This window comes from Sporosarcina sp. FSL K6-2383 (assembly GCF_038618305.1).
Taxonomy (GTDB): domain Bacteria; phylum Bacillota; class Bacilli; order Bacillales_A; family Planococcaceae; genus Sporosarcina.
Genome location: NZ_CP152017.1, coordinates 1,858,163 through 1,881,363, shown reverse-complemented (window position 1 = coordinate 1,881,363; position 23,201 = coordinate 1,858,163). Strand labels below are relative to the sequence as shown.

Genomic DNA, 23,201 nt, shown 5'->3' with positions numbered 1-23,201 from the left:
TCTTAACTCTCAAGTAAAATTATCCTTTAAACTGTTCAATGTGATTAAAATAACTAGTGCATACCAAGGTAAATCGGGTAAGTTTATTTATATTAAATGAATCGATAAATTTCAACTTAAGTAAAACTACCTAATATTCTTCCACAACAATTCTAAAATAAAATAGATCTTTATCATCTGCTGGATAATAGGCATATTCACAACTAACAAATCTAATTGATACATTAGTTATTTTCCATGAAGTTCCATAATCTTTGATTTAAACTGTGGTGCCAGTCACTCGAAATTTCATGGCAATTTGAATAAATAGGAATGTTACAACTTCCGCGGTTGAATGTGTGACTGGCACGGATCAATTAGGTGGATAGCCGTACTTCTTCAGCAGTCTCCGAACTGTAATCCTCATCTTAGCTCTCGCCGAATCTCGCAAATTCCAGTCGATGCTCATCTTCTCTTTGATCGCCTTCGTCAGCTCATGCGCGATTACTTTCAAGATGGCTGTCACCTATTACTTGTTCCGCCGTATCCTGTGTGGCCAGGGCATCATAGAAGGCCACTTCTTCTTGAATTAACCCCGATGCTTCTCCTGCTTTATAGAAATCTTTCATTTCCTTTGCCAGTGCGATGAGCTCTTCAATGACTTTGGAAGTTTCAAAGGCACGTTTATTGTATTTATTGATGGTGTTGTTCAGCATGTCAGTGAATTTTTATTCCTTCACTAAGTTCGTTCGTTACACGTTTTTCACTTTGGCTTGCAGCAAACGATTTAATAAATCTACCACCAAATTCTTCTGTAGCAAGTCGCGTACTTCTTCTAAAAACTCATCGGACAGAATCGAGATATCAGGATTTTCGATGCCAAGTGAAGTGTAAATATCAATCACTTCTTCGGAAATGACGGCTTTTGAAATGAGCTGGTTTAGCTGCTCGTCGATTTGTGAAGAAGTTTTTTTGCTCCTTCTACAGGAATCAGTTTCATGATGCCCGCTTTCACTGCTTTAAAAAATCCGATTTCGGCATTCAACTCTTGCACTTCTGGCTCTGTTGCACACAGTGAGAATTCCATTGTCTAATGTTCCACTGGACAAGCTATTACATTCACGTTCTATATTCTTCTCTCTCGTCCACTAAATATAGTGATTGCTGCCTCTTCTGGCGATAGAACGTAACTTTTTCCAATCTCTCTTTTAAATAAGCTTGTAACGTAGGGTCAGTACAATAAACAAAGCAGCCCTTCTGTCCACGAGTCATTAATGTTCTATACGTGTTACGAATAATTGGATCAGCTAATAAATGTGCTTCCTCAGGGTCTTCTTTTGCAATCTTTTTTATCCCTTTTAAGGATTGGTCTGTCTTTGCACGCTTCGTGTGATCTGTGATGATTTGACCATTCTCATATCGCAAATCATCGCCAATAATAACACCTACATGATCGAACTCCAATCCTTGGGCAGTATGGATACAGCCTGCTTCTCTCACTGAAGAGCTCTCAATGGCCCAGGTGTTTTCGATATTCCAACTCATTCCAAAATCATGTTCAGGAATGGCAATGTCATGATGATTTACGTCTTGCCGATTGTTCTTTGGCCATTCCCAACAATACCCTGCCATTACACGGGATTTATTGTTTCTTTTATTCAGACTTTCGATTTCCGCAAGCATTTCATTCGGGTCATCGTAAATCCGTATATCATAGTCCATTCCTAATTCATGCATATTCGCCGTATTTCGAATCTGCAACACATCATCTAACCAAGCAATGTAACCATCAGATCCATCACAACGGAATTGGGATGTTAGTTCATGCAAAATAATATCGGCATTGAATTGTTTTGCATATTTTTTTATTATCTCCACACTACCGATATCACTCAAAGTCACCTTTTGGTTTTCATCTATAAAAAATATAGTGAACCTAGAGCCTTTGATTAATTCCTTAACTTGATTTTCTCCTTTATTACGAAACATACCGGACTTTTCATTTAAACGATGCGCTTCATCTATGATTAGTACATCAAATTCATTATCTTCAACCTCTGTAAAACTACCGGAGCCCTTAAACAGATTATCAATATGAGTCTTTTTAAAATCTCCCTTTAACTTTGAAGAATATATGTTACGGGGCGCAGAGTTTTTTGTAACGTACATCGCGACGAGTCCTTGGTCAATTAGTTTTACTAGTAAGTTTATAGCCAATACAGATTTCCCTGTACCGGGCCCTCCTTGAACAATCATCACTTGCTTTGTATTTGTTTTTGCACTCTCCAGAGCAAGATAAAATGCTTCTTCATAGAATACTTTTTGTTCGTCAATCATTATAAATTCTTCATTGCCTTTCAACATATTATTTAATGAATCTTGCAATGATTTTGATGGCCGAATTCTTCCATTTTCTATTTGATATATTAGTTGGTTTTGATCCCCTAGTTTAATGAACTTTTTAATAAACGAACGAAGTTTCTCTATTTCACCCTTTGTAAATACAGGTGCCTTTTCAAGATGGTCATTATAATGCATATCTGTTAATGGATCATCTTCGACTTTTCTATAATTATGTAGATATGCACAGGGCCTTAATTGTATTTCTTGTTTTTGCACATTCTCGTTAAAATCTTCAATTAGTGCAGCATAAGACCAAGCTTGATAGGATGGATGTGTTATTTCACGATTCCCTTTTCCTATATATGTTTTTACGATTCCATCTCTTGTAGCTATTTTTTCAACACTTTCCCATTGCTTCAGTTCTACAATAACTACATGATCTTGAACTCCATCGTTTCCTGCAATAAGGAAGTCTACTCGTTTGGATGTATTGGGAATATTGAACTCAATTGCAACAGAAGCATCATTTGGAATGTCATCATCTTGCATAACATTAGACATTTTTTGCAAAGAATTTTCCCATGAACGTATCTCAGATTTAGACGTGCGACCAATTTTCTCCTGATAAGAATTGTATAATCGATCAATTAGAAGTTCATTTACTATATCACCCACGAATTGCTCTTTTGTCGACTCATATATAATCATAAACACACCAACTTTTATTTTTATAATAAATTTTACTAGTATTACAGAAAATAGCGCAGACGATGATTTCTTTTTCGTTTTTCTATTAGTTTCATATTACCATATATAAATAGGAACAATAGGAAAGCTCCTTATTTTAAGGTTCTCGACATTACCCAGTTATTGTAGGAAAATATTATTCATTAATAAGGTTAAACTTTAAACAATGATGTCTTCAGTTCCATTTCTTCATTTTTTCCCTATTATGGATATAATTATATTCGCTCAATAACTCATCAAAAACGTGCACAATGTATCTCCCTTTTGTAATAGTTATTCGTTCATTCAAAATTCCGTCCCTAAATAGTAAAAGCACCGTCCAAAGACAGTGCTAATTCATGGCCTAAATCGACCTATATAAGTTTTTTCTTTTTCCGTTTTCTCAGGAAAAGTCCACCAATGGCTACACCTGCCACTGGTACGGCAATTCCCGCAGTAACCATCATTTTCTTTTCATTTTCCTGATTCCTTAGTTCTTGTCCTTCTTGGAATAAAGAATCATATAATGCGATAGATTCTTCATTCAACTTAAATTCCTCGGGAATGACGTACTCTGAATTAGTGTGACCATTTTCAAAAGCCGTCTCTTTGATCTGAACAGCAACTTCATTTGATTCAAAGCCTTCTTTATGCCAATCCATTAGCTCTTGGTTATCGTAATCGCTTGTTTCTTGATAGTTCATATTGATAAAAGCGGATTGATGTCCTTCTACTAAGACTTCATCTTTTCGTTCGGACTTTCCTTCTTCATACCCCTGCTTATAGGAATCCACGAATCTGCTATCGAGAGAGGCAATCGCTAGTGATGATAAGGCGTATCCATCCTTATTTCCTAACTCCAAATGCTTATCATTTTCTTCCTTTGTTCGCTTTTCATAGCCTATTTTATAATGGGACTCAAATGCCTTTTTTACTGTTTCATCTTTGGATAAATCGGCGGGAACTGCTAATTTTGCTAGAGAGTAGCCAGAGTCACTCCCTAATTTCTCAGCGTTTTGTACTGTCTTTTCATAATCAAATGATTTTATGAATGCTGCTTTATAGGCATTATTCCAATCATCGGATTTAGAATCATTAGTTGGTGCTTCTTTATTCTCGCCTTTTCGAAGAGATGCTTTCCCATCATTTTCTCCTGAAGTAGTCCCATACACTATATCTTCCTCTTTAATTTTCTTGAGCCCTTCATTGTAACCTGCTTCATATCCTGAGACATACCCTTTTTTATAGCCTTCGTTGCCTATGTCAGTGATAGAATTATTGTTCGTTCTGCTATAACCATCTTCATACCCTTTTGATTGACCACTAGTTTTTCCTTCATCCACATCCGCTTGGCTATAGGTTGGTTCTGGTTTAGAAGTAGTTGTGGTTGCACTAGAACTAGAGCCACCTCCATTATGATAGTGATATTCACCTGTATTCAAACCCCATTTTGCGCAGTTTGTTCTACAGGTATGACCTCCACTACCATCTGTTCTACCTGGATGAGCCGATACATTGCTAGCAAAAAAGGATAAGGTGAACAGTATTAAACTAAAAGTTACAAATAATTTCTGCATTATTCTTCTCCTTGAAATAATATTTATTGTAGTACCTATGTCATCTTATATGTACTATACAAGTTTATCAATTTATTAATTCTGAATTAATAAATTACACACTTGTATATCGCTCTATATTTTTATAAAACCTCTCCTTCAATAAGCTGAAATTATTGAGTACTTATTTATAAATATAACCACTTCACCCACCTCTTCAACTCCACAGAATCTAAAACGGAAAGCCAAACATGCTATCATATAATTAACAGATTTTTAATCTAAACAAATGGAGATGATCCTCATGCCAATCTACAACAAACTTGTACGTGACAACATCCCAGAAATTATTGAAAAGTCTGGCAAGATATTTACAACTCACTTATTAAACGACGATGAATATATAACAGAAATCAATAACAAAATGGGCGAAGAATTAGCCGAGTACCTGGAAACAACGACGACTGCAGACGCGCTGGAAGAACTTGCGGATCTGTTGGAACTTATTCATGCCGCTACTGTATATCATGGCTCTACATTTGAAGAGCTTGAAGAAGTGAGAGTTGAGAAAGCAGTAAAACGTGGAGGATTCAATGAACGTATCTTTTTGCTAGAAGTAGAAGATGACTAAAGTTCATTTACTGGCGTCAAATTTAATTGATACAATCCGTTTGAGAGCCGCATGATGAAATTGAAGTGATATTTTTGGACCTAGGCAGAGCAGTAGGTCATTTTTGAAGAATCGGCTTCCTATGTCACGAAACAAGCGCCACTGACGCCGATTTAACGAACAAAAAGCTATTAATCGATATCCATCGAAGTATTTTATTGGAATGTGACCTAGGTGAGATCAAATATGTAGCGAACACGACAAAAGAGTTTTTGGAAACAATCGATAACAAATAAGAAAAGTGCCTAGCATTCATCCAGATTAAAATGGACAGATGCTAGACACTTTTTTCACTTTGATTCTATTCAATTGTTAATTCATCCCCCACCAGCTGTAGCAGCTAGCACCTGTACACTTCCCTGCTCAAACACTTCAGCCTCTAATCGCCTCACTAACCGTAAGCTTCTTCCCTTTAATCGTAGTTTCTTTCATCGCTTGCAAAACCAATAACCCCTTACCATTCAGCATATCAACATAAGTCAAACTATCCTCTATAGTAATCACACCAATATCATCCGCTGTCACTCCAGGAATCCTCGCAATCGTTCCAACAAAATCTACAGCCCGAAGCTTCTTCTTTTTTCCACCGTTGAAATGGAGCTTCATCGTATTATTGTTGCTGACTCCCCGACGACCAGCTAGGTTTTCCTCGGAAGCGTTTTTCCCAACAGCTACTTTCTGCTGCGCTGGTGCTTCCCTTACAGGTATCTCAAAGCCAATGTATGTTTCAATTGTTGAAAGGGCCTCCCTGTCAGTAGGCGTTGCAAACGTAATCGCCTTTCCTTTTTTACCCGCACGACCGGTTCTGCCTGTTCGGTGGACATAGCTCTCCTTTTCCATTGGAACGTCGTAGTTGATGACTAGTGAAATATGCTCTACATCGATTCCTCTTGCTGCCACATCGGTCGCTACGAGATAACGGAAATTGCCCAATTTGAATCCTTCCATAACCGCAAATCGATGTTCTTGTACGATTCCACCGTGAATTTTTTCACAGGAATAATTGGATTTCTTCAACTCTGCAAACACTGTGTCCACTTGTCTTTTTGTTTTGCAGAAGATAATGCAGCTAGCAGGTTTCTCAATAGCTAAAATGTTTTTTAGCAATGCCATTTTCCCTGCTTCTTTCACTTTAAACATGCTATGTTCAATCGCACTCGTAGTGACTGCTGTAGAAGCAATTTGGATATCTATGGGATTGCTCATATATTTACGGCAAAGTTCTTCAACAGTTGCAGGCCATGTAGCGGAAAAGACCATCGTCACTCTACTGGAAGGTAATTTCTCAATAATCGCTTCTACTTGGGCAGCAAAACCCATGCTTAGCATTTCATCTGCTTCATCTATAATTAAATATTTTACGTCATCTACATTGAACGTTTCCTTGTCAATATGGTCCCGCATACGCCCGGGTGTACCGACAACAATATGCGTTTTCCGTTCCAATTCTTCCTGCTGTTTTGCAAATGGTTCTTTACCGTACACCGCCACGGTTCTAATTCCTTTTACTCGCCCGATAGCTGCTACGTCTTCTTGCACTTGAACTGCAAGCTCCCGAGTAGGTGCCAGAATTAATGCTTGCGGATTCTGCCCCTCCCAGTCAATCATTTCACATAGAGGGATACCAAATGCCGCTGTCTTGCCACTGCCTGTATGAGATTTCACGATGAGATCTTGTTTGTCTAAGGCTCGTGGTATGACTTGACTTTGAACCTCTATCGGCGTTTCGTATTTCAATAAAGCTAGGGCTCTTGTGATTTCATTGCTTAACTGATAGTCTTTAAAACTTCTTTCACTCATGTGATTAGCCTCGTTTTTTTGTTAGTTGATGTTGATTTTTCTATACCCATAAGTATAGCCTATTCAGTAGCGCTTTTTTATAAAAATAAACGGGAGGCACTGCTACAATTGATTTCTGTGACCTAGCACCTGCATGGTTGTCCGTGTACCGTTCTTTTTTAGAATAGAGTGTTACTGATATCCATGAAATTATAAAAGTTATATACACTCCGAGCCCTAGTCAAATTAATATCTGTCAATGGATTGTTCTTTTAATTACTGGTATAATCCTCATAAGAAACACATATACTAACTATTACTTTTCGAAAAGAAGGTTGTGGTTGTATGTGTAAGAAGGAGGATGTCGATATGTCTATAAAAGAAATAGTGAAGCCTACTCCTGACTCTCAAAATAATCATGTGATGAATGCCTTAAAAGAGGTTAAATTGATACAAGAGGGAAAACTCCCTAAAAAATCAGCTAGAGATTTCTTAAAAGAATCTCGTCAACAATAAGTAATGAAGTCGAAATTTAGCACGATTACTACGCCAACTTTTGAATCACGGTATCATAAACTTCGAAAAAAATATCCGGAAATTGATGAAGATTTCGAGGCGTTCCTTAACGAGGTTGAACTCGTCGGCGATTTAGGTGAAGACATACCAAACGTTGTAAAAGACGAAAATACCGTGTACCTTTTGGACATATACTCGAAGTCATACCAAGAAGACATTTCAAAAAAGAAGATTTTAAATTTAATAAAAAATAATATTCCTGAAATAACTTTTAAAAGATTTCATTAACTGATTGTCCTTTATATTACTTTGAAAAAGGGTCCATATAGGACTCGTTTTCTTTATTCAGCCTACTTACAGGTACCACCTTATAAATAGGGTAATTATAATTCTGGCCAATAAATTGGTTCAATAGGCGTTTAGTTTAAACTTCCAGATCATCGAACACAAATGATGTCAGTGCATCCCGTGAAAATCGCCTCTTCAATTCATCCCCCACCAGCAGCCCCGGCGGCAGCACCCTGTGCAGCTTTCGCACAATCAATCGCTACAACGAGTGCCACGAGAAGTGGTTCCATTTCGTCATTCATAATTTCCAACTGATAGCTATCACCCCATGTGAACCACTTTTTGCTAACTGCTCCGATCAAATTGCCATGTTGGTGCACTTCGAAATCCATGTCCCACCAATTTCCACGTACTTCTATCCCCGCCGCGTCAATTGAATAGCGTGCTTTCAAAAAAGAAAATTCCTTTTTGATTGTCATCGTTTCTTGACCATGGACATCGACAAGAAAAGTTGGAAGGAAACTAAATGTTTTTTTCGTAATCATCGCCACTTCCTGCCTGGCCGCACTCATAATGGAAAACGTCTTTGGTATTTGCAAAAAGCTTCCCTCGACAAAATACACTTCGTTTTCCAGCTCATCCTTCACCGAAAACTTACCACTCAGGCTCAATACTTTTTGCTTAATATACAACTGTCTCATGCTAATCCCCCCATATCGAAAGACTATTTTCAGTCAATCCTTATATCTTTTATACGATACTGGCAAAGAAACGTTTCAAATTTGGAGGAGTTTCTTTTTTTAGCGCAGTATATGTAAAACCCCGCATCCCTCATGTCTCCCCTTTGCTAAAATCCAATTCAAACGGTTCTGGTTGACTACTTGCTGGCAAATCACTGCCCCTCGATTCCTCCAAATAGTTTTCAAAATTCGTCGCATTGAATAACGTAGAAGGACGTAAATACTTCTGCCAACGTGGATCACCGAGCCATTCCTTCGCTTTCGCATCAATGACTTTTTGGCAATCAACCACTGTATACCCTTCACGTAAACGTGCTGTTACTAATTGGACTGACGCCTTTGAATTCGCTTTAAATTGTTTGCTTGTTTTGTCATTCAAATAATCAATGACAGACACAACGTCGAGTTCATACTCGACAATATCTTTTTTACTACTCTCAGTCTCTTTGGTTATTGCTAGGGGCATTTCGCCTTCTGTAGTGGGAGCAATTTGCGCTTCCTCTTCAGCTGATTTTGCTATCGGCATAATTGCATGCTGCTCCTCTGTATGAAGTTGAAGTTTTTGATAATCAATTCGGTACCATTTCGTCTTGTCCATTTTCATCCGATTATACGAAGCAGTTGCAATAATAAATCCTTTAACTTCTAGTCTACGAATCGCTCGTTTAATCGTATCGACAGACCAAAATGGAAATTCATCGTTTTTCCACTCTTCATATGTTTTATAAACCCATTTATATCCATCCCGAATATTGTTCGAGATAAGCGAGCGAAAATGTAGTTGCTGGAGTACCATTGCCTCGTTCAACCCAACTTGCATTGCGAGCGATGGAAGCACTTGAAGTGGCGACTCTTGTATTAATAAATTCATAACAATTCCTCCTCTTTTTTGAATGCATCTTATCGAAGAAAGCACGATGTCTTTTGCCTAGACGAATGATGCTTTCACCCCCTATATAGAGTTTGCATTCAGAAAAGTGGACAGAGGGATTTTTTTCTTCACCTCGGTTACTCACACAACTCATTTAGAAACGTTAGTTAAAGAGTTACTACTATTGAAAACTTTATATAAGGTCATCAACGAACTTATACTTTTTTGACATTATCATAATATAAAAAATCCCTCACCAGTTACCTAGTAAGGGATTAAAGATTCCATTTTGTTATTACGCTACAAAAGAAAGTCGAGCATTTTTCGGGAAACGTGCGAGGGCTTGTTTGGCTTCTGTTTGATCAGTAAACTCGAAGATTCGGACAAATTTTTGTTCAAATACTGTGACTACCCACATAGTGCATTCTCCTTTTCGATTTCCATATTTGTTGTTATCTCTAGTGTACACCCATTTTGATTGGAAAAACGCTGTATGTGAATCATTTCACAAATCATTCAAATTCAAAGCGCTTACATATGAAGACTTTGTGGCATTGTTAGAAATATACTTTGCATCATGCGGCCGATGACTTTCCATACTGGGAAGGAAACCAACTTTTCAATCCTAAAAACACCCCTGAAATGATTTTCAGGGGTGTTAAATTGTATTAGATTTTGCTTACAATAATCTCATCATCTACAACATCGACATGAACTTTTTCAATATGCTCTTCCTCTAAAATAAGATCTGTTAATGGATCTTCAATTTTATCTTGAATGACTCTTCGCAGCGGTCGAGCACCGAAACGTTTGTCATAACCTAGTTTAACCAACGCCTGTTTTGCTTCTGCTGAAATCGTTATGTCAATATTATTTTCTTCAATGGCAGCTTGTAAATCTACTAACATCAAGTCAACAACTTCAAGTAGATTTTCTTCTGTTAGTTCATTGAATGTAATAATTGAATCGAAACGATTGAGGAATTCTGGTTTAAAATAGTTCCCCAATGTTTCCATCATCGTGACGGATTCATGTACAGTTTGATTGAATCCGACGCTCACTTTTTTGTCGCCTGTTCCCGCGTTACTTGTCATAATAATGACCGTATCTTTAAAGCTAACGGTGCGACCATGCGAATCCGTTAATCGCCCATCCTCCATAATTTGCAGGAACATATTTTGAACATCCGGATGTGCTTTTTCAATTTCATCTAACAGTAAAATTGAATATGGATTGCGACGAATTTGTTCTGTCAATTGACCAGCTTCCTCATGCCCTACATAGCCCGGAGGAGAACCGATAATTTTGGATACCGCGTGTTTTTCCATATATTCACTCATATCGAGGCGAATTAACGCATCACGCGAACCGAATAACTCTTCTGCAAGCACTTTCGTAATTTCTGTTTTTCCGACACCTGTTGGACCGACAAACAAGAATGATCCAATCGGGCGATCTTTCGCTTTGAGCCCTGCGCGGCTACGACGAATGGCCTTTGCAATTTTATCAACCGCTTCTGTTTGTCCAATGACTTTTTTACTAAGGCTCTCCGTGATGCCTTTCATCTTCGCTTGTTCTGCTGCTTGCAACTTTGTCACAGGAATCCCTGTTTTTTCTTCGACAATCAACTCAATGTCTGCAACAGACACTTCCCCATGTTCTACTTCATCACTTTGTTTTGCCTCTTCTAATTTTTTACGTAATTGAATTTCCTCATAACGTAAATTCGCTGCTTTTTCATAATTTTCTTGTTCCGCCTCCAGCTCTTTTTGCTGAATGACTTCATTGAGACGTACACCGATTGATTTAGAATCAGCCGACGTATGTGCAAGATTTAAACGCGCCCCGACTTCATCCATCAAATCAATCGCTTTGTCTGGTAAAAATCGGTCTTGGATATAACGTTGCGATAAAGTGACAAAAGCTTGCACTGCTTCATCCGTATAGTGAACACCGTGGAACTCTTCATAACGATTTTTAATGCCATTTAGGATTTGAATCGTATCTTCTGCAGACGGCTCTTTCACGATAATCGGTTGGAACCGACGTTCAAGAGCAGCGTCTTTTTCAATTTGACGGTATTCTTTCAACGTTGTTGCGCCAATAAGTTGTAAGCTCCCACGCGCTAAAGCTGGCTTTAGAATATTTCCTGCATCCATTTGTGAACCTTCTGCTTTTCCTGCACCAACAAGCAGGTGAATTTCATCGACGAATAAAATGACATCTTTCCGCGTCTGAAGTTCTTCAATCAATTGTTTCATCCGCTCTTCGAATTGTCCCCGAATACCTGTATTCGTAACTAGTGAAGCGACATCTAACAGATACACTTGTTTGTTCATCAATTTCACAGGTACATCGCCTTCGTGAATTTTCACAGCAAGCCCTTCGGCAATGGCTGTTTTTCCGACACCCGGCTCTCCGATTAACACCGGGTTATTTTTATTTCTTCGATTTAACGTTTCAATGACACGCTTTACTTCCTGATCACGTCCGATAACAGGATCAATTTGTCCATCCTTAGCCTCGTTTGAAAGATTTTTACCAAGTTGGTCTAACAAACCAGTACCTTGATTTTCTTTTGTCTGTCTTGTTTGTGTCCGCGCCTGTTGACTACCGTTCGCTTGGGAAAAATGCTGCGCATCGTTGCTGAATGGTGGCATTTTGCCAGTAGCCAATTGACTTTGGATTTCTTGAAAACATCCGTGACATAAGTTGACTTGCATTCCCTGATGATTCATCTGAAATCTTAAACTCATCGTTGCTTCATTCTGACCACAATGTTGACATTTCATATCTATTTCCTCCCTTTATATATCACAGTTCGACTTTGACTATATTTAACCTTTGATTGTAGTATATACTGACCTATTTTGACTTTCAAGTTACTTGCTCAATTTTCGATTGTAATTTGCCATTTATTTATAACTATAAAAAGGACTTCTCCAGTAAAGTGGTTTTCACCAATTTTTCGGAAAAGTCCCTTTTTATTTTTATATCCTCAGAACCTCTTTCACCCGCTTCACAAACAATTCTCTATCATAATCATGACACAATTGCCCCCCCAATTTTACTGGATCGCCAAAGAAAAAACGTTCATATAATGTCTCGCGCGTACCAAATGCACTCATCGTCAAATCCCATGCCAAACGAAAAATCTTCACTCTATCCTCTGCAGTATCGGCTTTCGATTGCAAATACTGGTCTAAATCTTCCCGAACACTGGACTGGAAGCTATTTTCTGTCGGAATGGACATGAGTCCACTGGCTCCTAGTTGCTGAATGATTTCTGTGAAGCGTGGATAGACACGCGGGAAGTAGTTAATAGCGATTTGGAGTGTTGTTCGATCAGGTCGCACCCATCCCCATTCGTCTAGCTCGGCTTCAACTTCAGATTTGATGACCAATGCCTTCATCGTTTCCAATGCAATGATAATTTCTGTTACCTTCTCTTGCACATGCTGGTATTCGCCGATATTAATGGTGTCGATGACGGATTGGACAACACCTAACACAAATTCTGTTTTTACAATTTGCCTAGAAACGACCTGATGCAGTGCAAACGGTTGAAACGAGCTACAAGTCATGAAGCTGTTCGCAACCGCAATATTGTCATAATAAAACACGCGCTTCCACGGTACAAGTACATTATCAAATACAACGATTGCATCCATTTCCTCGTAACGTGAACTTAATGGATAATTAAATATGGAGTTCCCCCCTACAAATGATTCTCGACAGACAAACTTGAGACCGGCACTGTTACTAGGAATTGCGAATGCGAAACCATTGGCCGCATCATTCACGCCACCTGTTGCAATAACGACGATTTCATCGGTAATGCCGCCCTGTGTTGCGAGTAAGCGAGCACCCTTGATGACGAGGCCGGCCTCATTTCGTTCGACCACTTTTGCAGCAATCGGCTCCCTATCCTCTTCGAAATAGAATTGCGTTCGATTGACTTGTGGATCGATGAACGTATGAGTCATGGATAGATCATTTTCACGCGCATACTCATAAAATTCCACAACATTTTCTGGAAAGCAGTTCTCTTTTCCTTTCAATAAATCCACAGACGAGGCCAACGCCATTATTACGGTATTCATATAATCAGGACTTCTGCCCATCATGCCGTTGTTAGACAGCGCCCACTGTTGGACCATCGCACGTCTTTTCACTAAATCCTCTACGGTCGTTGGTTGTAAATAGGACATACCTACTTGCTGCCCAGTTATCGGGGAGGAATACGTCATACTCATGGTTTCATGCTGTAAATCGTATAAGGCAGCCTGACTTTTCATGACTCCTTTGAAAGCAGGATGCTCAGAAATCTTACCTGTCACCGGTTGCCCATCTACCCAGACATTCGTGTGCAACTCATCGATTCGCTTGATGTAATCTTTACCCGTAATTACCGGCATATAGCCACTCCTAACGGTTGATTTATCTGCAGTTTCTACCTAATTCGCTAGTTTTATAGTATTAAGTTTTCTTATTGATTGTTACGAAATGGAATAGATTTATTGTCTATTCAACAAATTCTTCACAACATTGGTTATGACTCCAAAATATCCCGTTAATTTTACGAATGTGTAATGAACTTGTAATCGAACTGCTGTTGAATACACCTACTTAGTCCACTACTATTGGATATATAGTCATTGACGATTCAATGATTCATAGAAAAGGTGGCTAAAATACATAATGAAAAAAATAACATGTTCACTCATCTTAGCAGGCTCTTTAGCTTTCGGAATGGCAACGACTGATGCAGAAGCAAGTACACACAAAGTCCAATCCGGAGAATCATTGTGGATTATTTCAAAAGCAAACAATGTTTCCGTAGCAGATTTGATGAAATGGAATGACTTAAAGTCAGACGAAATTATGCCAAATCAAGTCTTGCAAACATCGACAAAGAATAGCAACTCAGCAAGTGTCAGCAAAAAAACGACTGTTGCTTCCCCAAAAGTTGTTGATCAAGCGATGAAGCTAATCGGGATACCTTACGTATTTGGTGGGACGACAGTTAAAGGGTTTGACTGTAGTGGATTTATACAATACGCTTACAAAAAATCCGGAAAAAGCATCTCACGCACCACGCTTAGCCAATTTGCACAAACGAAGAAAGTAACCGCTCCCAAGCCTGGTGATTTGGTCTTTTTCCAAAATACCTATCGTAAAGGCATTTCGCACGTCGGTATTTACATTGGCAATAATAAGTTCGTCCACGCTGGAGGCAAAAAATCGCAAGTCACAAGCTTAAGCAACAGCTATTGGAAATCGAAGTTTCATAGTTTTAAACGGTTGTAAACAGGATTCCTTTATCATTTGATTGAATGTGAACTGCCCCGTAAATGTTTGATATCAACTAACATTTACGGGGTGTTTTATATATATAAATATACAGTAGAAATTAAATTACAAGCGGTGGAACGCTATTTAACTGTAAATGAAAGCTACAAAACAAAATCATTACGGAAAGCATTGGCACAGCTAAATCTTTAGTCATTACCTGAGTGAAATTATTTGAAGCTCGAGGTGAAAATGCATAGTATTCTCCTTTGGATGGATTATATTTTACGAACTATAGATAAATAAATTGATGATGCTACACTTTGGAACAAATAAACAATAATCATATAATAAATAAATATTTCTGGTTTCATAACTTTTAAAATCGCAACTAAGGCAAAACCAATAAAAATCCCGGCAGATAGTATAGTGTAAGAAAGGGACTTAACTTTAAATATTAAAAATTGTCCCCTCTCATCTTGAGATTCGTTTTTACGTTCAAATCTTATTTTGTAAATTTCAGATATAAAAACGAGTAAAACTAAAAGCAATATTAACCCCGTAATTACTGACTCCATTATTAATCCTCCTTATAATTAAAGACTTCCATTATGGGTTTTTCAAGCGCATTTGCAATTTTAGCAGCCAAGATAAAAGATGGGTTATATTTATTTTTTTCTAGTGCAATTATTGTTTGTCGACTAACACCCACTTGGTCAGCCAATTGTTGCTGTGTCCACTTTTTTTCTGCCCTCCAGACGTTTATTTTGTTTTCAAGCATATTATCACTCCTTTTTTATTACAATCGGGATTACATGGAAATAAACGACTCATTTTTCAATCTCCTTAAATAATAATTAGATATTGCCCAAATTGTAATATATTTATTACTAAATGTAAAGAATTTATTACAAACAGAGCCTTTCGGCATTCATTTTTTGTAATAAATAACCATTTGTTCGCCGGAATTATATATTTTTAATGTTTTTTTGTTGCACAAAAATTACAAAAAGAAACTTAACTCAATATTCTAAATATAACATATTTTAGTCTGATATCAAGAATTATTGTAACATATTCCATACAATTAGTAAAGAATATATTACTATTTTGTTTTTCTGAAGGAAAAATGGTTACTAATTCGCAACTAAGACCTTAAATAAATCACATCTTGAAAAAAGAAAATTCAGACTATATTACACATATACTTTTAAGTAATTTGGAAGTGATGTAATAATACAGATGTTGTGAAACGTTACACCTTTACACAACAAAAAATGGGAGGTTTTTGTATGAAGCAGAAATTAGCAGCAACAGGATTGGCACTAGCTTTAGTATTTGTGGGGGGCGACATTCAGTTCTGCAACGGTTCAGTCGGCGCCTGTACTGGAAACGCAAGTAGATTTAAAACAAAATTTGCGTCAACTCAAACTAAATTTAAGTTGACTAACATAAATCAGTTGTACTACAATAAATGAGTAAACTATTTCACATTAATGGTTAACCAATTGAAGGAGGATTTCATACGATGCTCGAATCACGTTTCAAATTACAGATGATGATTACATCCGCCCTATTTGCGGCTATCATTGGGGTTTTGGCACAAGTCACAATTCCACTCCCCCTCGTTCCTATTACTGGACAAACTTTAGCAATTGGGCTTGCCGCAACGATATTAGGCGCACGATACGGGACTTTATCTATTGTCATTTATTTATGTATGGGTGCCATCGGACTACCAGTTTTCGCACAAATGACTGGGGGCTTAGGGATTCTTTTCGGTCCTACAGGCGGTTATTTAGTCGGGTTCATCCCCACTGCATTTATCATTGGCTATTATCTTGAGAAGACAAGCTTTACAATCAAAAATGCAATGATCGCAAACATCATCGGTATGTTTGTTGCTTTAGCATTTGGAACTGTTTGGTTAAAAGTGATTGCTAATCTGTCATGGGCTGCTGCATTTACGGGTGGATTCGCACCTTTTCTTATTACAGGAATACTAAAAGCAGCTTTGGCAGCATGGGCTGGTATTGCGGTTAGAAATCGATTGAAATCGACAAGTCTGCTGACAACGCATCGCGCACAAGCAAAATGACAAAAATAAGAAGCATCCTGCAATTCGGTTTGAACTGAGCCCCATTTAATGGACAGTTTAAAAAAACGACGTTTTATTCTATGCAGCTATGAGGTGACTTCGGTATTGTTCCGGAGTCATCTTTTTTAAATCCCATTGCTTACGTGTACAGTTGTAGTGTTCCATGTATTCATCTACCATTATTTTCAACTCTAAAAGATTGGATGCTTCCTTGTAGTCTACATCATCTTTAAAATGACCGAAAAATGATTCGATAGGTGCGTTATCCAGACAATTGCCCCTTCGGGACATCGACTGTGTAAACTGCATCTCTTTTACATGTCTCTGGTATTCTGGGTGCGTATAATGAAAACCTTGATCAGAGTGAATCATCGCCTCTGGGTGTACGTTACCTGCTAATGCATCGTTAAGTTTCCTTAAGGTTCGATAGACAATTCCCATACTTAAGCTGACTGAAAGATCATGCGCGACAATTTCCCGGCTTGCCACATCCTTCACGCAGGAAAGATATGCAGTTTGTCCAGTTTTCATTTGAAGATAAGTGATGTCGGTTACAAAAACTTTGCCGGGCTCATCTTGAGTGAATTGCCGATTCAAGAGGTTTGGCACCGTACGGTGTGCTTGGGTAGTCTTAGCTATATTTTTATAAGGATTCTTTCTTCGAATTTTGGCGAAGAGATTAAATTTACGCATTAAACGAAGAATCTTTTTATGATTCATGGGGGTCTCCAGTAATTCCTCTAATGCCATATAGAAGCCCCGATAGCCGATTTTCCCCTTGTATGCATCATAAATACATTTAAGTAACAGGTAATCTTGATAGTCATTTTCCTCGCGAATGGCATGACTCTCCGATTTTTCGTGCCATGCATAGTAACCACTTCGATGTACTTTTGCGACTCTGCACAGGTGAGCTGTGAATCTCTTTAATTGAAACTTACGAATCACTTCATTGATCACCTGATATTTTTCACTTGATGTTAGTATTATTTCTTCGCCTGCCTCTCTAGTTCCTCTAGCTTTTTTAACAGCTCGACCTCAGCTTCAAGATATTTAATACGTGCTTCAGCTTTTTCAAGTTTCTTCTCAGGAGATAATCCTTTAGTTGATGGACGTCCAGTACTTCCTTTTCCACGACGCTCCTCAAAAAATCCTACTTCGCCGTGGAGCTGATAGGTTCTTCTCCAACGACTAAGTGATTCTTTAGCTTTCTTCGTACCAATCATTTCTATGTCAAATCCATTTTCAATAAAAATTTGTGAAGGACCTTTACCGTTTTGATTCTCTTTGACAGCTAATAATTTAAATTCAGGATTGTATTGGATAGAGCGATCTGAAACTGAGTTCACATATGGATTAGCTTCTAATATTCTACGTTGGTGTTCATTGAAAATTATTTTACTCATTGAAAACACTCCTGTCAGGATAATTATTTTAAGTATACCTAGGTTTTAAGACAGAAAAAAACCCAAATGGGGTCACTTTTTTAAAAGTGTCTACCATTTGGGGTTCAGTTCAGTTCTGACTCACAGGATGCTTCTTATTTTATATTTTACTCATTAGCTGGATATTGTTTCTGCAAAAACGCAACTGACTGGGTAATTAATTCCTTGAGTACTTCTGGATCGATATCATCTACTTTGTTAATATAGACACAGGCTTTTCCAGTTGTATGCTTGCCAAATTTAGCAAGCAGCGCTTCACGTTCAGTATCTCCCGGAGCAAAATACAGACTAATTTTAGCTTTACGCGGAGAGAAACCAACTAGCGGTGCATCTCCTTCATGGCCCGTTTGATAGATATAATGATAGGAGCCAAATCCAATTATACTTGGACCCCACATTTTCGCTTCAAATCCTGTTACTTCATTAAATAATTTGAGCAATCTATAAGCATCTTCACGTTTTTTAGGGCTATCTACTTGTTCAATAAATTCGATAACATCATTATCCGTTTCCTTCGTTTTTTGTTCATACATACTTTTCTCCTCCTTAACTGACTCGCATTTTGGGGTTAACGGAGAACGATGCTAGTGCCGTGGTGCAAAAAGGATAACTGAAACACCTACTAGACAAATGGCAGCACCTATCCAATCGTAGACATCAGGTGCTTTCTTATCGATTCCCCATCCCCACAACACCGCAAGGACAATAAAGACCCCTCCATAGGCTGCATATACTCTACCAAATGAAGGAAACGCTTGAAAAGTAGCGACGACGCCATATAACGCTAGGGTTAGACCGCCAATTAGCCCCCAATAGTACGGCTTCCCTTCTCGTAACCAAAGCCATATCAGATAACCACCGCCTATTTCAGCCAATCCAGCGACTATAAACAAGATGACTGCAACAACCAATTCTTTCACTCCCAAATTCATTCACATGCTGTTAGCTATTTCGAGAGGTTGATTATTGTAGTCCTTCAAATAACAATACTCTTGCTGGTGATGCATCCGTACCAGTTAATTTCAAAGGTGCTGCAACCATGAAGTAGTCACCTTGTTCAACTTCTTTTAAACGAAGTCCTTCTATTATAATGATATTATTAGCAAATAGTGTTTTATGAGTTGGATGACCTTCTTGACTTCTTTCAATGCCAAGCGTATCTATTCCAGTTCCTCGAACACCTATCTCCGAAAGATATTCTGCTCCATCAAGTGCAAGATAAATAAAATCAAAATCAAAGGCTTCCTCAAAAGAGTTTTTTGTTTTAAAGAATAGGAAATCATCTTTGTTAATCTCAAACTTCTCTAAATCCGCTTTTGAGATACCGTCTTCCACATCTGTTAAATCAAGCACTTTACACTGGCCCACAAGACTTTCCATTGGAATGGTCTCAAATGTTTCTCCGTCTACAACCATGTGAAGTGGCGCATCAATATGCGTTCCTGTATGGACATCCAACTCCATACGCGTTTCAGTTACATATCCATTTGTCACCCGATTAAATTTCGGTTGCTTCTCCGCTTTATCTTTATAAACTGTCATACCTTCATAAATCGTTCCTGTCACATCATACATTTTCATAGTAATAACCGCCTTTTTTTTAGTATTTGCCTATAAACCATCTTATCACAAATAACCGTATAGGTTTACTCCCTATATGTAATAAATTTTCAGACTTACATTAATCGAACGCAGTTGGTATACTGTAAACTATTGTGATTATCATTCAGCGCATAAGAACATACTGTATGGAAAGTAGGAGAGAATGGAATATGAATTATGAAAATCCCTCGGAAGGATTTGCTAGGAAAGATAGTTTACATGATTTCCAAGAGGAACGGATTATGCCCAATATGACCTTTGTGTTATTTGGAGCAACTGGAGATTTAGCAAAACGAAAGCTATTTCCTGCATTATATAATTTATTTCTCGATGGCAAAATACCGGACGCTATCTCAATCATTGGTCTAGGTAGAACCCCTTATCTACATGATGATTTCCAATCTGTGGTGAAAAATGCACTTCAGGAATATTCTAGAAGACCTATTCAGACGTCTAGTGTGCAAGATTTTCTAAACCACTTTCAGTACTGCATATTCGATGCAACAAGCGAAGAATCTTATCAGAACTTACATGAACTTATTCAACGTAGGGAAGCTGAATTAGATATACCCGAAAACCGACTTTTCTATTTGTCTGTTGCCCCTCAGTTGGTCGAAGGAATAGCGGCTAATCTTAGTGCTAGCGGCATCAGTCAAACAAAGGGCTGGAAGCGACTCATTGTTGAAAAACCGTTTGGCAGTGACTTGAAATCGGCACAGCACTTAAATAAGTGTTTGAGTATAGCCTTTCATGAGGATGAGGTTTACCGAATCGATCACTATCTTGGAAAACCAATGGTCCAAAACCTTGAGTCATTGGTATTTGCCAATCCGGCGCTCGGTTTATTATTGGATCATACACAAATTGCGAATGTTCAAATCACAGCAAGCGAAACGGTTGGCGTGGAATCTCGAGCTGCCTATTACGATCAAGCTGGCGCCATTCGAGATATGGTTCAGAATCATCTTCTGCAATTAGTCATGATGACAGCACTCAATCTACCAGAGAAATTAACACCCAAAGAAATTGAAAATAAAAAAATTGAAGTAATCACTTCCCTGCGCCCTATCCAAAAAGAAACAGCCTATCAGGATATCGTTCGTGGCCAGTATACGGCTGGTGAAGTTCTAGGTACACCGGTAGTTGGTTATACCGAGGAGCCGGGTGTGGATATATCTTCAATGAATGATACGTATGTTGCAGCACGTTTATATATAGATAATCCCTCATGGAATGGGATTCCTTTTTATATTCGCACTGGGAAAAGGACCAATGAGAAATCGACTCGTATTGTTTTGGAGTTCAAGAGTAAGGTAGATGATGCAAATAGACTTTCAACCGAAGGCATCACCCCGAATTTATTAATAGTGGAAATTGGTCCAAAAGAGAATATATCGTTGCGGGTGAATATGAAAGATCCTTCTACGAACCGATTTACCCCTACCTCCATTAACTTTTCAACTACAGTGGAACATCAACCAGAGGCTTATGAATTACTACTATTCGATGCAATGATTGGAAATGCAACCTTCTTTGCCCACTGGAGGGAAGTTGAATTATCATGGAAGTGGATCCAACCAATCATGGAAGCATTTCAGGAAAACCGGTTGCCTTTACATAGTTACCCTGCCGGTTCGATAGGTCCTGATGCAGCCAACCAACTTTTGCAAGTGGATCAATTTAATTGGTGGTAAGTGATTATAGCAACGTTCAATAGAGAGAGACAGTTTTATTAACATGAAGGAAAGAGGAATCATCATGAGTACACAGCAAATGGGTGTTATCGGTTTAGGCGTGATGGGGATGAACCTAGCCCTAAACATTGAAAGTAAAGGCTACTCTGTAGCGGTCTATGATTACTGGACAGATCGCACGGATGCGTTTTCTAGTAAAGAAGCAAAAGATAAACATATTCTTGGGGCAAAAAGCATTGAAGAGTTTGTCTCTTCGTTAGAAGTGCCACGTAAGATTTTATTAATGGTGAAGGCTGGAGAAACAACAGATGCAGTCATCCAGTCCCTAGTCCCTCATCTTCAACAAGGTGATATTGTGATTGATGGCGGAAATACATTCTTTGAAGATACGAATAGACGTGCAGCTACCTTGAAAGAATCCGGCCTACATTTCATCGGTGCAGGTGTTTCCGGTGGAGAAGAAGGTGCTCGTAATGGTCCTTCAATTATGCCTGGTGGAGCAAAAGAAGCTTACGAACAAGTGAAGCCTATTCTTGATGCGATTTCTGCAAAAGTCGATGGTACCCCTTGTAGCGCCCATATGGGACCTGATGGTGCAGGCCATTATGTAAAAATGGTCCACAACGGCATTGAATATGGTGATATGCAACTTATTTCCGAAGCTTATTTCATTATGAAACATACCCTTGGCCTTGAGGCACAAGATTTGCATGACGTTTTCTCTGAGTGGAACAAAGGTGAACTCGATAGCTATCTCATTGAAGTCACGGCAGATATTTTCACAAAGATGGATGAGGACACTGGCAAACCACTTATTGACCTCATTTTAGACGTTGCTGGTCAAAAAGGAACTGGGAAATGGACGAGTCAAAATGCGCTAGACTTAGGGGTTTCGCTCCCAATCGTCACAGAATCTGTATTTGCTCGATTTATTTCTTCCGTTAAAGAAGAACGAGTTGCGGCAAGTACCCTTCTGAAAGGACCTGCACCCCAAAAGTATGCAGGCAATCCTAGCGATTTGATTGAAGCGATTCGTAAAGCTTTATATATGAGTAAAATTTGTTCTTATGCGCAAGGTTTTGCGCAAATGCGTGCAGCATCTAAAGAGTATGGATGGAATATCCCTTACGGAGATGTCGCGATGATTTTCCGAGGAGGTTGCATCATTCGTGCGCAATTCTTACAAAATATTAAAGAAGCGTTTGACGCGAATAACGACTTGCCTAACCTATTAGTCGATCCATACTTCCAAGAAATCGTCGGCGAATATCAGCATTCGCTTCGTGAAGTATTGGCCGTCGCCATGAAACAAGGCATTCCGGTACCTGCATTATCAAGCGCATTGGCTTACTATGATAGTTATCGAACGGCAACATTGCCAGCAAACCTTATCCAGGCACAACGCGACTATTTTGGAGCACATACCTATGAACGTGTAGACAAAGATGGCCATTTCCATACTGAATGGGCAAAAAACTAAGTAAGAACAAAAGCGCTAAAGCTCCACTGTCCACGTCCCAAGTGTAAATAATTCACTTGGGATTTTTCTTCGCCCTTCGCATGGTTCCACCACAAAAAGTATATTCTTGGATTTCCCTAGAA

General features: G+C 38.5%; 22 protein-coding genes and 2 pseudogenes. 7 read left to right on the top strand and 17 right to left on the bottom strand.

Annotated features, from left to right (window positions below; genetic code table 11):
* Positions 1-352 precede the first annotated feature (352 nt).
* The 5 genes and pseudogenes from MKZ10_RS09360 to MKZ10_RS09340 all read right to left on the bottom strand — a co-directional run bounded on the left by MKZ10_RS09360 (position 353) and on the right by MKZ10_RS09340 (position 4,625).
* Positions 353-557, bottom strand: a pseudogene (locus MKZ10_RS09360) (type I restriction enzyme endonuclease domain-containing protein).
* Positions 558-896: pseudogene (locus tag MKZ10_RS09355) on the bottom strand (type I restriction enzyme endonuclease domain-containing protein); the annotation flags it as partial. It lies immediately after the preceding pseudogene.
* A 23-nt stretch (positions 897-919) separates the two neighbouring features.
* A complete protein-coding gene (locus MKZ10_RS09350; RefSeq protein WP_342504700.1) occupies positions 920-1,066 on the bottom strand; it encodes a hypothetical protein in 147 nt (48 codons plus the stop codon).
* Between the two features lie 32 nt (positions 1,067-1,098).
* Positions 1,099-3,030, bottom strand: a complete 1,932-nt coding sequence (locus MKZ10_RS09345; RefSeq protein WP_342504699.1) for a DUF2075 domain-containing protein — start codon at positions 3,028-3,030, stop codon at positions 1,099-1,101.
* A 392-nt stretch (positions 3,031-3,422) separates the two neighbouring features.
* The gene (locus MKZ10_RS09340) at positions 3,423-4,625 is read right to left on the bottom strand and encodes a YHYH domain-containing protein (RefSeq protein WP_342504698.1); all 1,203 of its coding nucleotides are present in this window, start codon (positions 4,623-4,625) and stop codon (positions 3,423-3,425) included.
* A gap of 283 nt (positions 4,626-4,908) precedes the next feature.
* Here MKZ10_RS09340 and MKZ10_RS09335 point away from each other — a divergent pair, with 283 nt between their 5' ends.
* Entirely contained in the window at positions 4,909-5,235 is a 327-nt protein-coding gene (locus MKZ10_RS09335; RefSeq protein WP_342504697.1) for a nucleoside triphosphate pyrophosphohydrolase, read from the top strand.
* Positions 5,236-5,646: 411 nt separating this feature from the next.
* Here MKZ10_RS09335 and MKZ10_RS09330 read toward each other — a convergent pair whose 3' ends face one another.
* Entirely contained in the window at positions 5,647-7,074 is a 1,428-nt protein-coding gene (locus MKZ10_RS09330) for a DEAD/DEAH box helicase (RefSeq protein WP_342504696.1), read from the bottom strand.
* 348 nt (positions 7,075-7,422) lie between these two features.
* On the opposite strand from MKZ10_RS09330, the gene MKZ10_RS09325 reads away from it, so the two are divergent.
* On the top strand, positions 7,423-7,569 hold the full coding sequence (locus MKZ10_RS09325; RefSeq protein ID WP_342504695.1) for a hypothetical protein: 147 nt from the start codon (positions 7,423-7,425) through the stop codon (positions 7,567-7,569).
* 488 nt (positions 7,570-8,057) lie between these two features.
* On the opposite strand, the gene MKZ10_RS09320 is transcribed toward MKZ10_RS09325, so the two are convergent.
* The 5 genes from MKZ10_RS09320 to hpaB all read right to left on the bottom strand — a co-directional run bounded on the left by MKZ10_RS09320 (position 8,058) and on the right by hpaB (position 13,886).
* Positions 8,058-8,558 carry an LURP-one-related family protein gene (locus MKZ10_RS09320; RefSeq protein ID WP_342504694.1) on the bottom strand — a complete coding sequence of 167 codons (501 nt, stop codon included), beginning with the start codon at positions 8,556-8,558 and terminating at the stop codon, positions 8,058-8,060.
* A 130-nt stretch (positions 8,559-8,688) separates the two neighbouring features.
* Positions 8,689-9,468 carry a conserved phage C-terminal domain-containing protein gene (locus MKZ10_RS09315; RefSeq protein WP_342504693.1) on the bottom strand — a complete coding sequence of 260 codons (780 nt, stop codon included), beginning with the start codon at positions 9,466-9,468 and terminating at the stop codon, positions 8,689-8,691.
* Positions 9,469-9,763: 295 nt separating this feature from the next.
* Positions 9,764-9,886: a hypothetical protein gene (locus tag MKZ10_RS09310; protein WP_342504692.1), complete on the bottom strand. Its 123-nt coding sequence runs from the start codon at positions 9,884-9,886 to the stop codon at positions 9,764-9,766.
* 250 nt (positions 9,887-10,136) lie between these two features.
* Positions 10,137-12,260, bottom strand: a complete 2,124-nt coding sequence (locus MKZ10_RS09305) for an AAA family ATPase (protein WP_342504691.1) — start codon at positions 12,258-12,260, stop codon at positions 10,137-10,139.
* 198 nt (positions 12,261-12,458) lie between these two features.
* Complete coding sequence (gene hpaB, locus MKZ10_RS09300) at positions 12,459-13,886, bottom strand: 4-hydroxyphenylacetate 3-monooxygenase, oxygenase component (RefSeq protein ID WP_342504690.1); 1,428 nt, start codon at positions 13,884-13,886, stop codon at positions 12,459-12,461.
* Positions 13,887-14,169: 283 nt separating this feature from the next.
* Here hpaB and MKZ10_RS09295 point away from each other — a divergent pair, with 283 nt between their 5' ends.
* Positions 14,170-14,778: a LysM peptidoglycan-binding domain-containing C40 family peptidase gene (locus MKZ10_RS09295; RefSeq protein WP_342504689.1), complete on the top strand. Its 609-nt coding sequence runs from the start codon at positions 14,170-14,172 to the stop codon at positions 14,776-14,778.
* Positions 14,779-15,038: 260 nt separating this feature from the next.
* On the opposite strand, the gene MKZ10_RS09290 is transcribed toward MKZ10_RS09295, so the two are convergent.
* Together MKZ10_RS09290 and MKZ10_RS09285 are read right to left on the bottom strand one after the other, a co-directional pair.
* Positions 15,039-15,338, bottom strand: coding sequence for a hypothetical protein (locus MKZ10_RS09290; protein ID WP_342504688.1), 300 nt, complete (start codon positions 15,336-15,338; stop codon positions 15,039-15,041).
* Positions 15,339-15,340: 2 nt separating this feature from the next.
* Positions 15,341-15,541: a helix-turn-helix transcriptional regulator gene (locus MKZ10_RS09285; protein WP_342504687.1), complete on the bottom strand. Its 201-nt coding sequence runs from the start codon at positions 15,539-15,541 to the stop codon at positions 15,341-15,343.
* 511 nt (positions 15,542-16,052) lie between these two features.
* Here MKZ10_RS09285 and MKZ10_RS09280 point away from each other — a divergent pair.
* Together MKZ10_RS09280 and MKZ10_RS09275 are read left to right on the top strand one after the other, a co-directional pair.
* Entirely contained in the window at positions 16,053-16,238 is a 186-nt protein-coding gene (locus tag MKZ10_RS09280; protein WP_342504686.1) for a hypothetical protein, read from the top strand.
* A 50-nt stretch (positions 16,239-16,288) separates the two neighbouring features.
* Positions 16,289-16,858 carry a biotin transporter BioY gene (locus tag MKZ10_RS09275; RefSeq protein WP_342504685.1) on the top strand — a complete coding sequence of 190 codons (570 nt, stop codon included), beginning with the start codon at positions 16,289-16,291 and terminating at the stop codon, positions 16,856-16,858.
* A gap of 78 nt (positions 16,859-16,936) precedes the next feature.
* Here MKZ10_RS09275 and MKZ10_RS09270 read toward each other — a convergent pair.
* From MKZ10_RS09270 to MKZ10_RS09255, 4 genes are all read right to left on the bottom strand, one after another.
* Positions 16,937-18,264 (bottom strand): IS3 family transposase gene (locus MKZ10_RS09270; RefSeq protein ID WP_342504684.1). Its coding sequence is split into 2 segments (ribosomal slippage): positions 16,937-17,886 and positions 17,886-18,264, totalling 1,329 coding nucleotides; the frame shifts between segments, so codons are not numbered across the junction.
* Between the two features lie 146 nt (positions 18,265-18,410).
* Entirely contained in the window at positions 18,411-18,836 is a 426-nt protein-coding gene (locus MKZ10_RS09265) for a DUF1801 domain-containing protein (RefSeq protein ID WP_342504683.1), read from the bottom strand.
* Positions 18,837-18,887: 51 nt separating this feature from the next.
* Positions 18,888-19,214 (bottom strand): YnfA family protein, encoded by a 327-nt coding sequence (locus tag MKZ10_RS09260; RefSeq protein WP_342504682.1) that lies wholly within the window; start codon positions 19,212-19,214, stop codon positions 18,888-18,890.
* A gap of 52 nt (positions 19,215-19,266) precedes the next feature.
* Entirely contained in the window at positions 19,267-19,884 is a 618-nt protein-coding gene (locus MKZ10_RS09255) for a cyclase family protein (protein WP_342504681.1), read from the bottom strand.
* 263 nt (positions 19,885-20,147) lie between these two features.
* Between MKZ10_RS09255 and zwf the strand changes: the two genes are divergently transcribed.
* Positions 20,148-21,599 carry a glucose-6-phosphate dehydrogenase gene (zwf, locus tag MKZ10_RS09250; protein ID WP_342510122.1) on the top strand — a complete coding sequence of 484 codons (1,452 nt, stop codon included), beginning with the start codon at positions 20,148-20,150 and terminating at the stop codon, positions 21,597-21,599.
* A 64-nt stretch (positions 21,600-21,663) separates the two neighbouring features.
* Positions 21,664-23,079 (top strand): NADP-dependent phosphogluconate dehydrogenase, encoded by a 1,416-nt coding sequence (gene gndA, locus MKZ10_RS09245; protein WP_342504680.1) that lies wholly within the window; start codon positions 21,664-21,666, stop codon positions 23,077-23,079.
* Positions 23,080-23,201 lie beyond the last annotated feature (122 nt).

Bases quoted from the DNA above. Each gene is read 5' to 3' on its own strand.
- MKZ10_RS09350 (WP_342504700.1), bottom strand. From the start codon at position 1,066: ATGGAATTCTCACTGTGTGCAACAGAGCCAGAAGTGCAAGAGTTGAAT.
- MKZ10_RS09345 (WP_342504699.1), bottom strand. From the start codon at position 3,030: ATGATTATATATGAGTCGACAAAAGAGCAATTCGTGGGTGATATAGTA.
- MKZ10_RS09340 (WP_342504698.1), bottom strand. From the start codon at position 4,625: ATGCAGAAATTATTTGTAACTTTTAGTTTAATACTGTTCACCTTATCC.
- MKZ10_RS09335 (WP_342504697.1), top strand. From the start codon at position 4,909: ATGCCAATCTACAACAAACTTGTACGTGACAACATCCCAGAAATTATT.
- MKZ10_RS09330 (WP_342504696.1), bottom strand. From the start codon at position 7,074: ATGAGTGAAAGAAGTTTTAAAGACTATCAGTTAAGCAATGAAATCACA.
- MKZ10_RS09325 (WP_342504695.1), top strand. From the start codon at position 7,423: ATGTCTATAAAAGAAATAGTGAAGCCTACTCCTGACTCTCAAAATAAT.
- MKZ10_RS09320 (WP_342504694.1), bottom strand. From the start codon at position 8,558: ATGAGACAGTTGTATATTAAGCAAAAAGTATTGAGCCTGAGTGGTAAG.
- MKZ10_RS09315 (WP_342504693.1), bottom strand. From the start codon at position 9,468: ATGAATTTATTAATACAAGAGTCGCCACTTCAAGTGCTTCCATCGCTC.
- MKZ10_RS09310 (WP_342504692.1), bottom strand. From the start codon at position 9,886: ATGTGGGTAGTCACAGTATTTGAACAAAAATTTGTCCGAATCTTCGAG.
- MKZ10_RS09305 (WP_342504691.1), bottom strand. From the start codon at position 12,260: ATGAAATGTCAACATTGTGGTCAGAATGAAGCAACGATGAGTTTAAGA.
- hpaB (WP_342504690.1), bottom strand. From the start codon at position 13,886: ATGCCGGTAATTACGGGTAAAGATTACATCAAGCGAATCGATGAGTTG.
- MKZ10_RS09295 (WP_342504689.1), top strand. From the start codon at position 14,170: ATGAAAAAAATAACATGTTCACTCATCTTAGCAGGCTCTTTAGCTTTC.
- MKZ10_RS09290 (WP_342504688.1), bottom strand. From the start codon at position 15,338: ATGGAGTCAGTAATTACGGGGTTAATATTGCTTTTAGTTTTACTCGTT.
- MKZ10_RS09285 (WP_342504687.1), bottom strand. From the start codon at position 15,541: ATGCTTGAAAACAAAATAAACGTCTGGAGGGCAGAAAAAAAGTGGACA.
- MKZ10_RS09280 (WP_342504686.1), top strand. From the start codon at position 16,053: ATGAAGCAGAAATTAGCAGCAACAGGATTGGCACTAGCTTTAGTATTT.
- MKZ10_RS09275 (WP_342504685.1), top strand. From the start codon at position 16,289: ATGCTCGAATCACGTTTCAAATTACAGATGATGATTACATCCGCCCTA.
- MKZ10_RS09265 (WP_342504683.1), bottom strand. From the start codon at position 18,836: ATGTATGAACAAAAAACGAAGGAAACGGATAATGATGTTATCGAATTT.
- MKZ10_RS09255 (WP_342504681.1), bottom strand. From the start codon at position 19,884: ATGAAAATGTATGATGTGACAGGAACGATTTATGAAGGTATGACAGTT.
- zwf (WP_342510122.1), top strand. From the start codon at position 20,148: ATGCCCAATATGACCTTTGTGTTATTTGGAGCAACTGGAGATTTAGCA.
- gndA (WP_342504680.1), top strand. From the start codon at position 21,664: ATGAGTACACAGCAAATGGGTGTTATCGGTTTAGGCGTGATGGGGATG.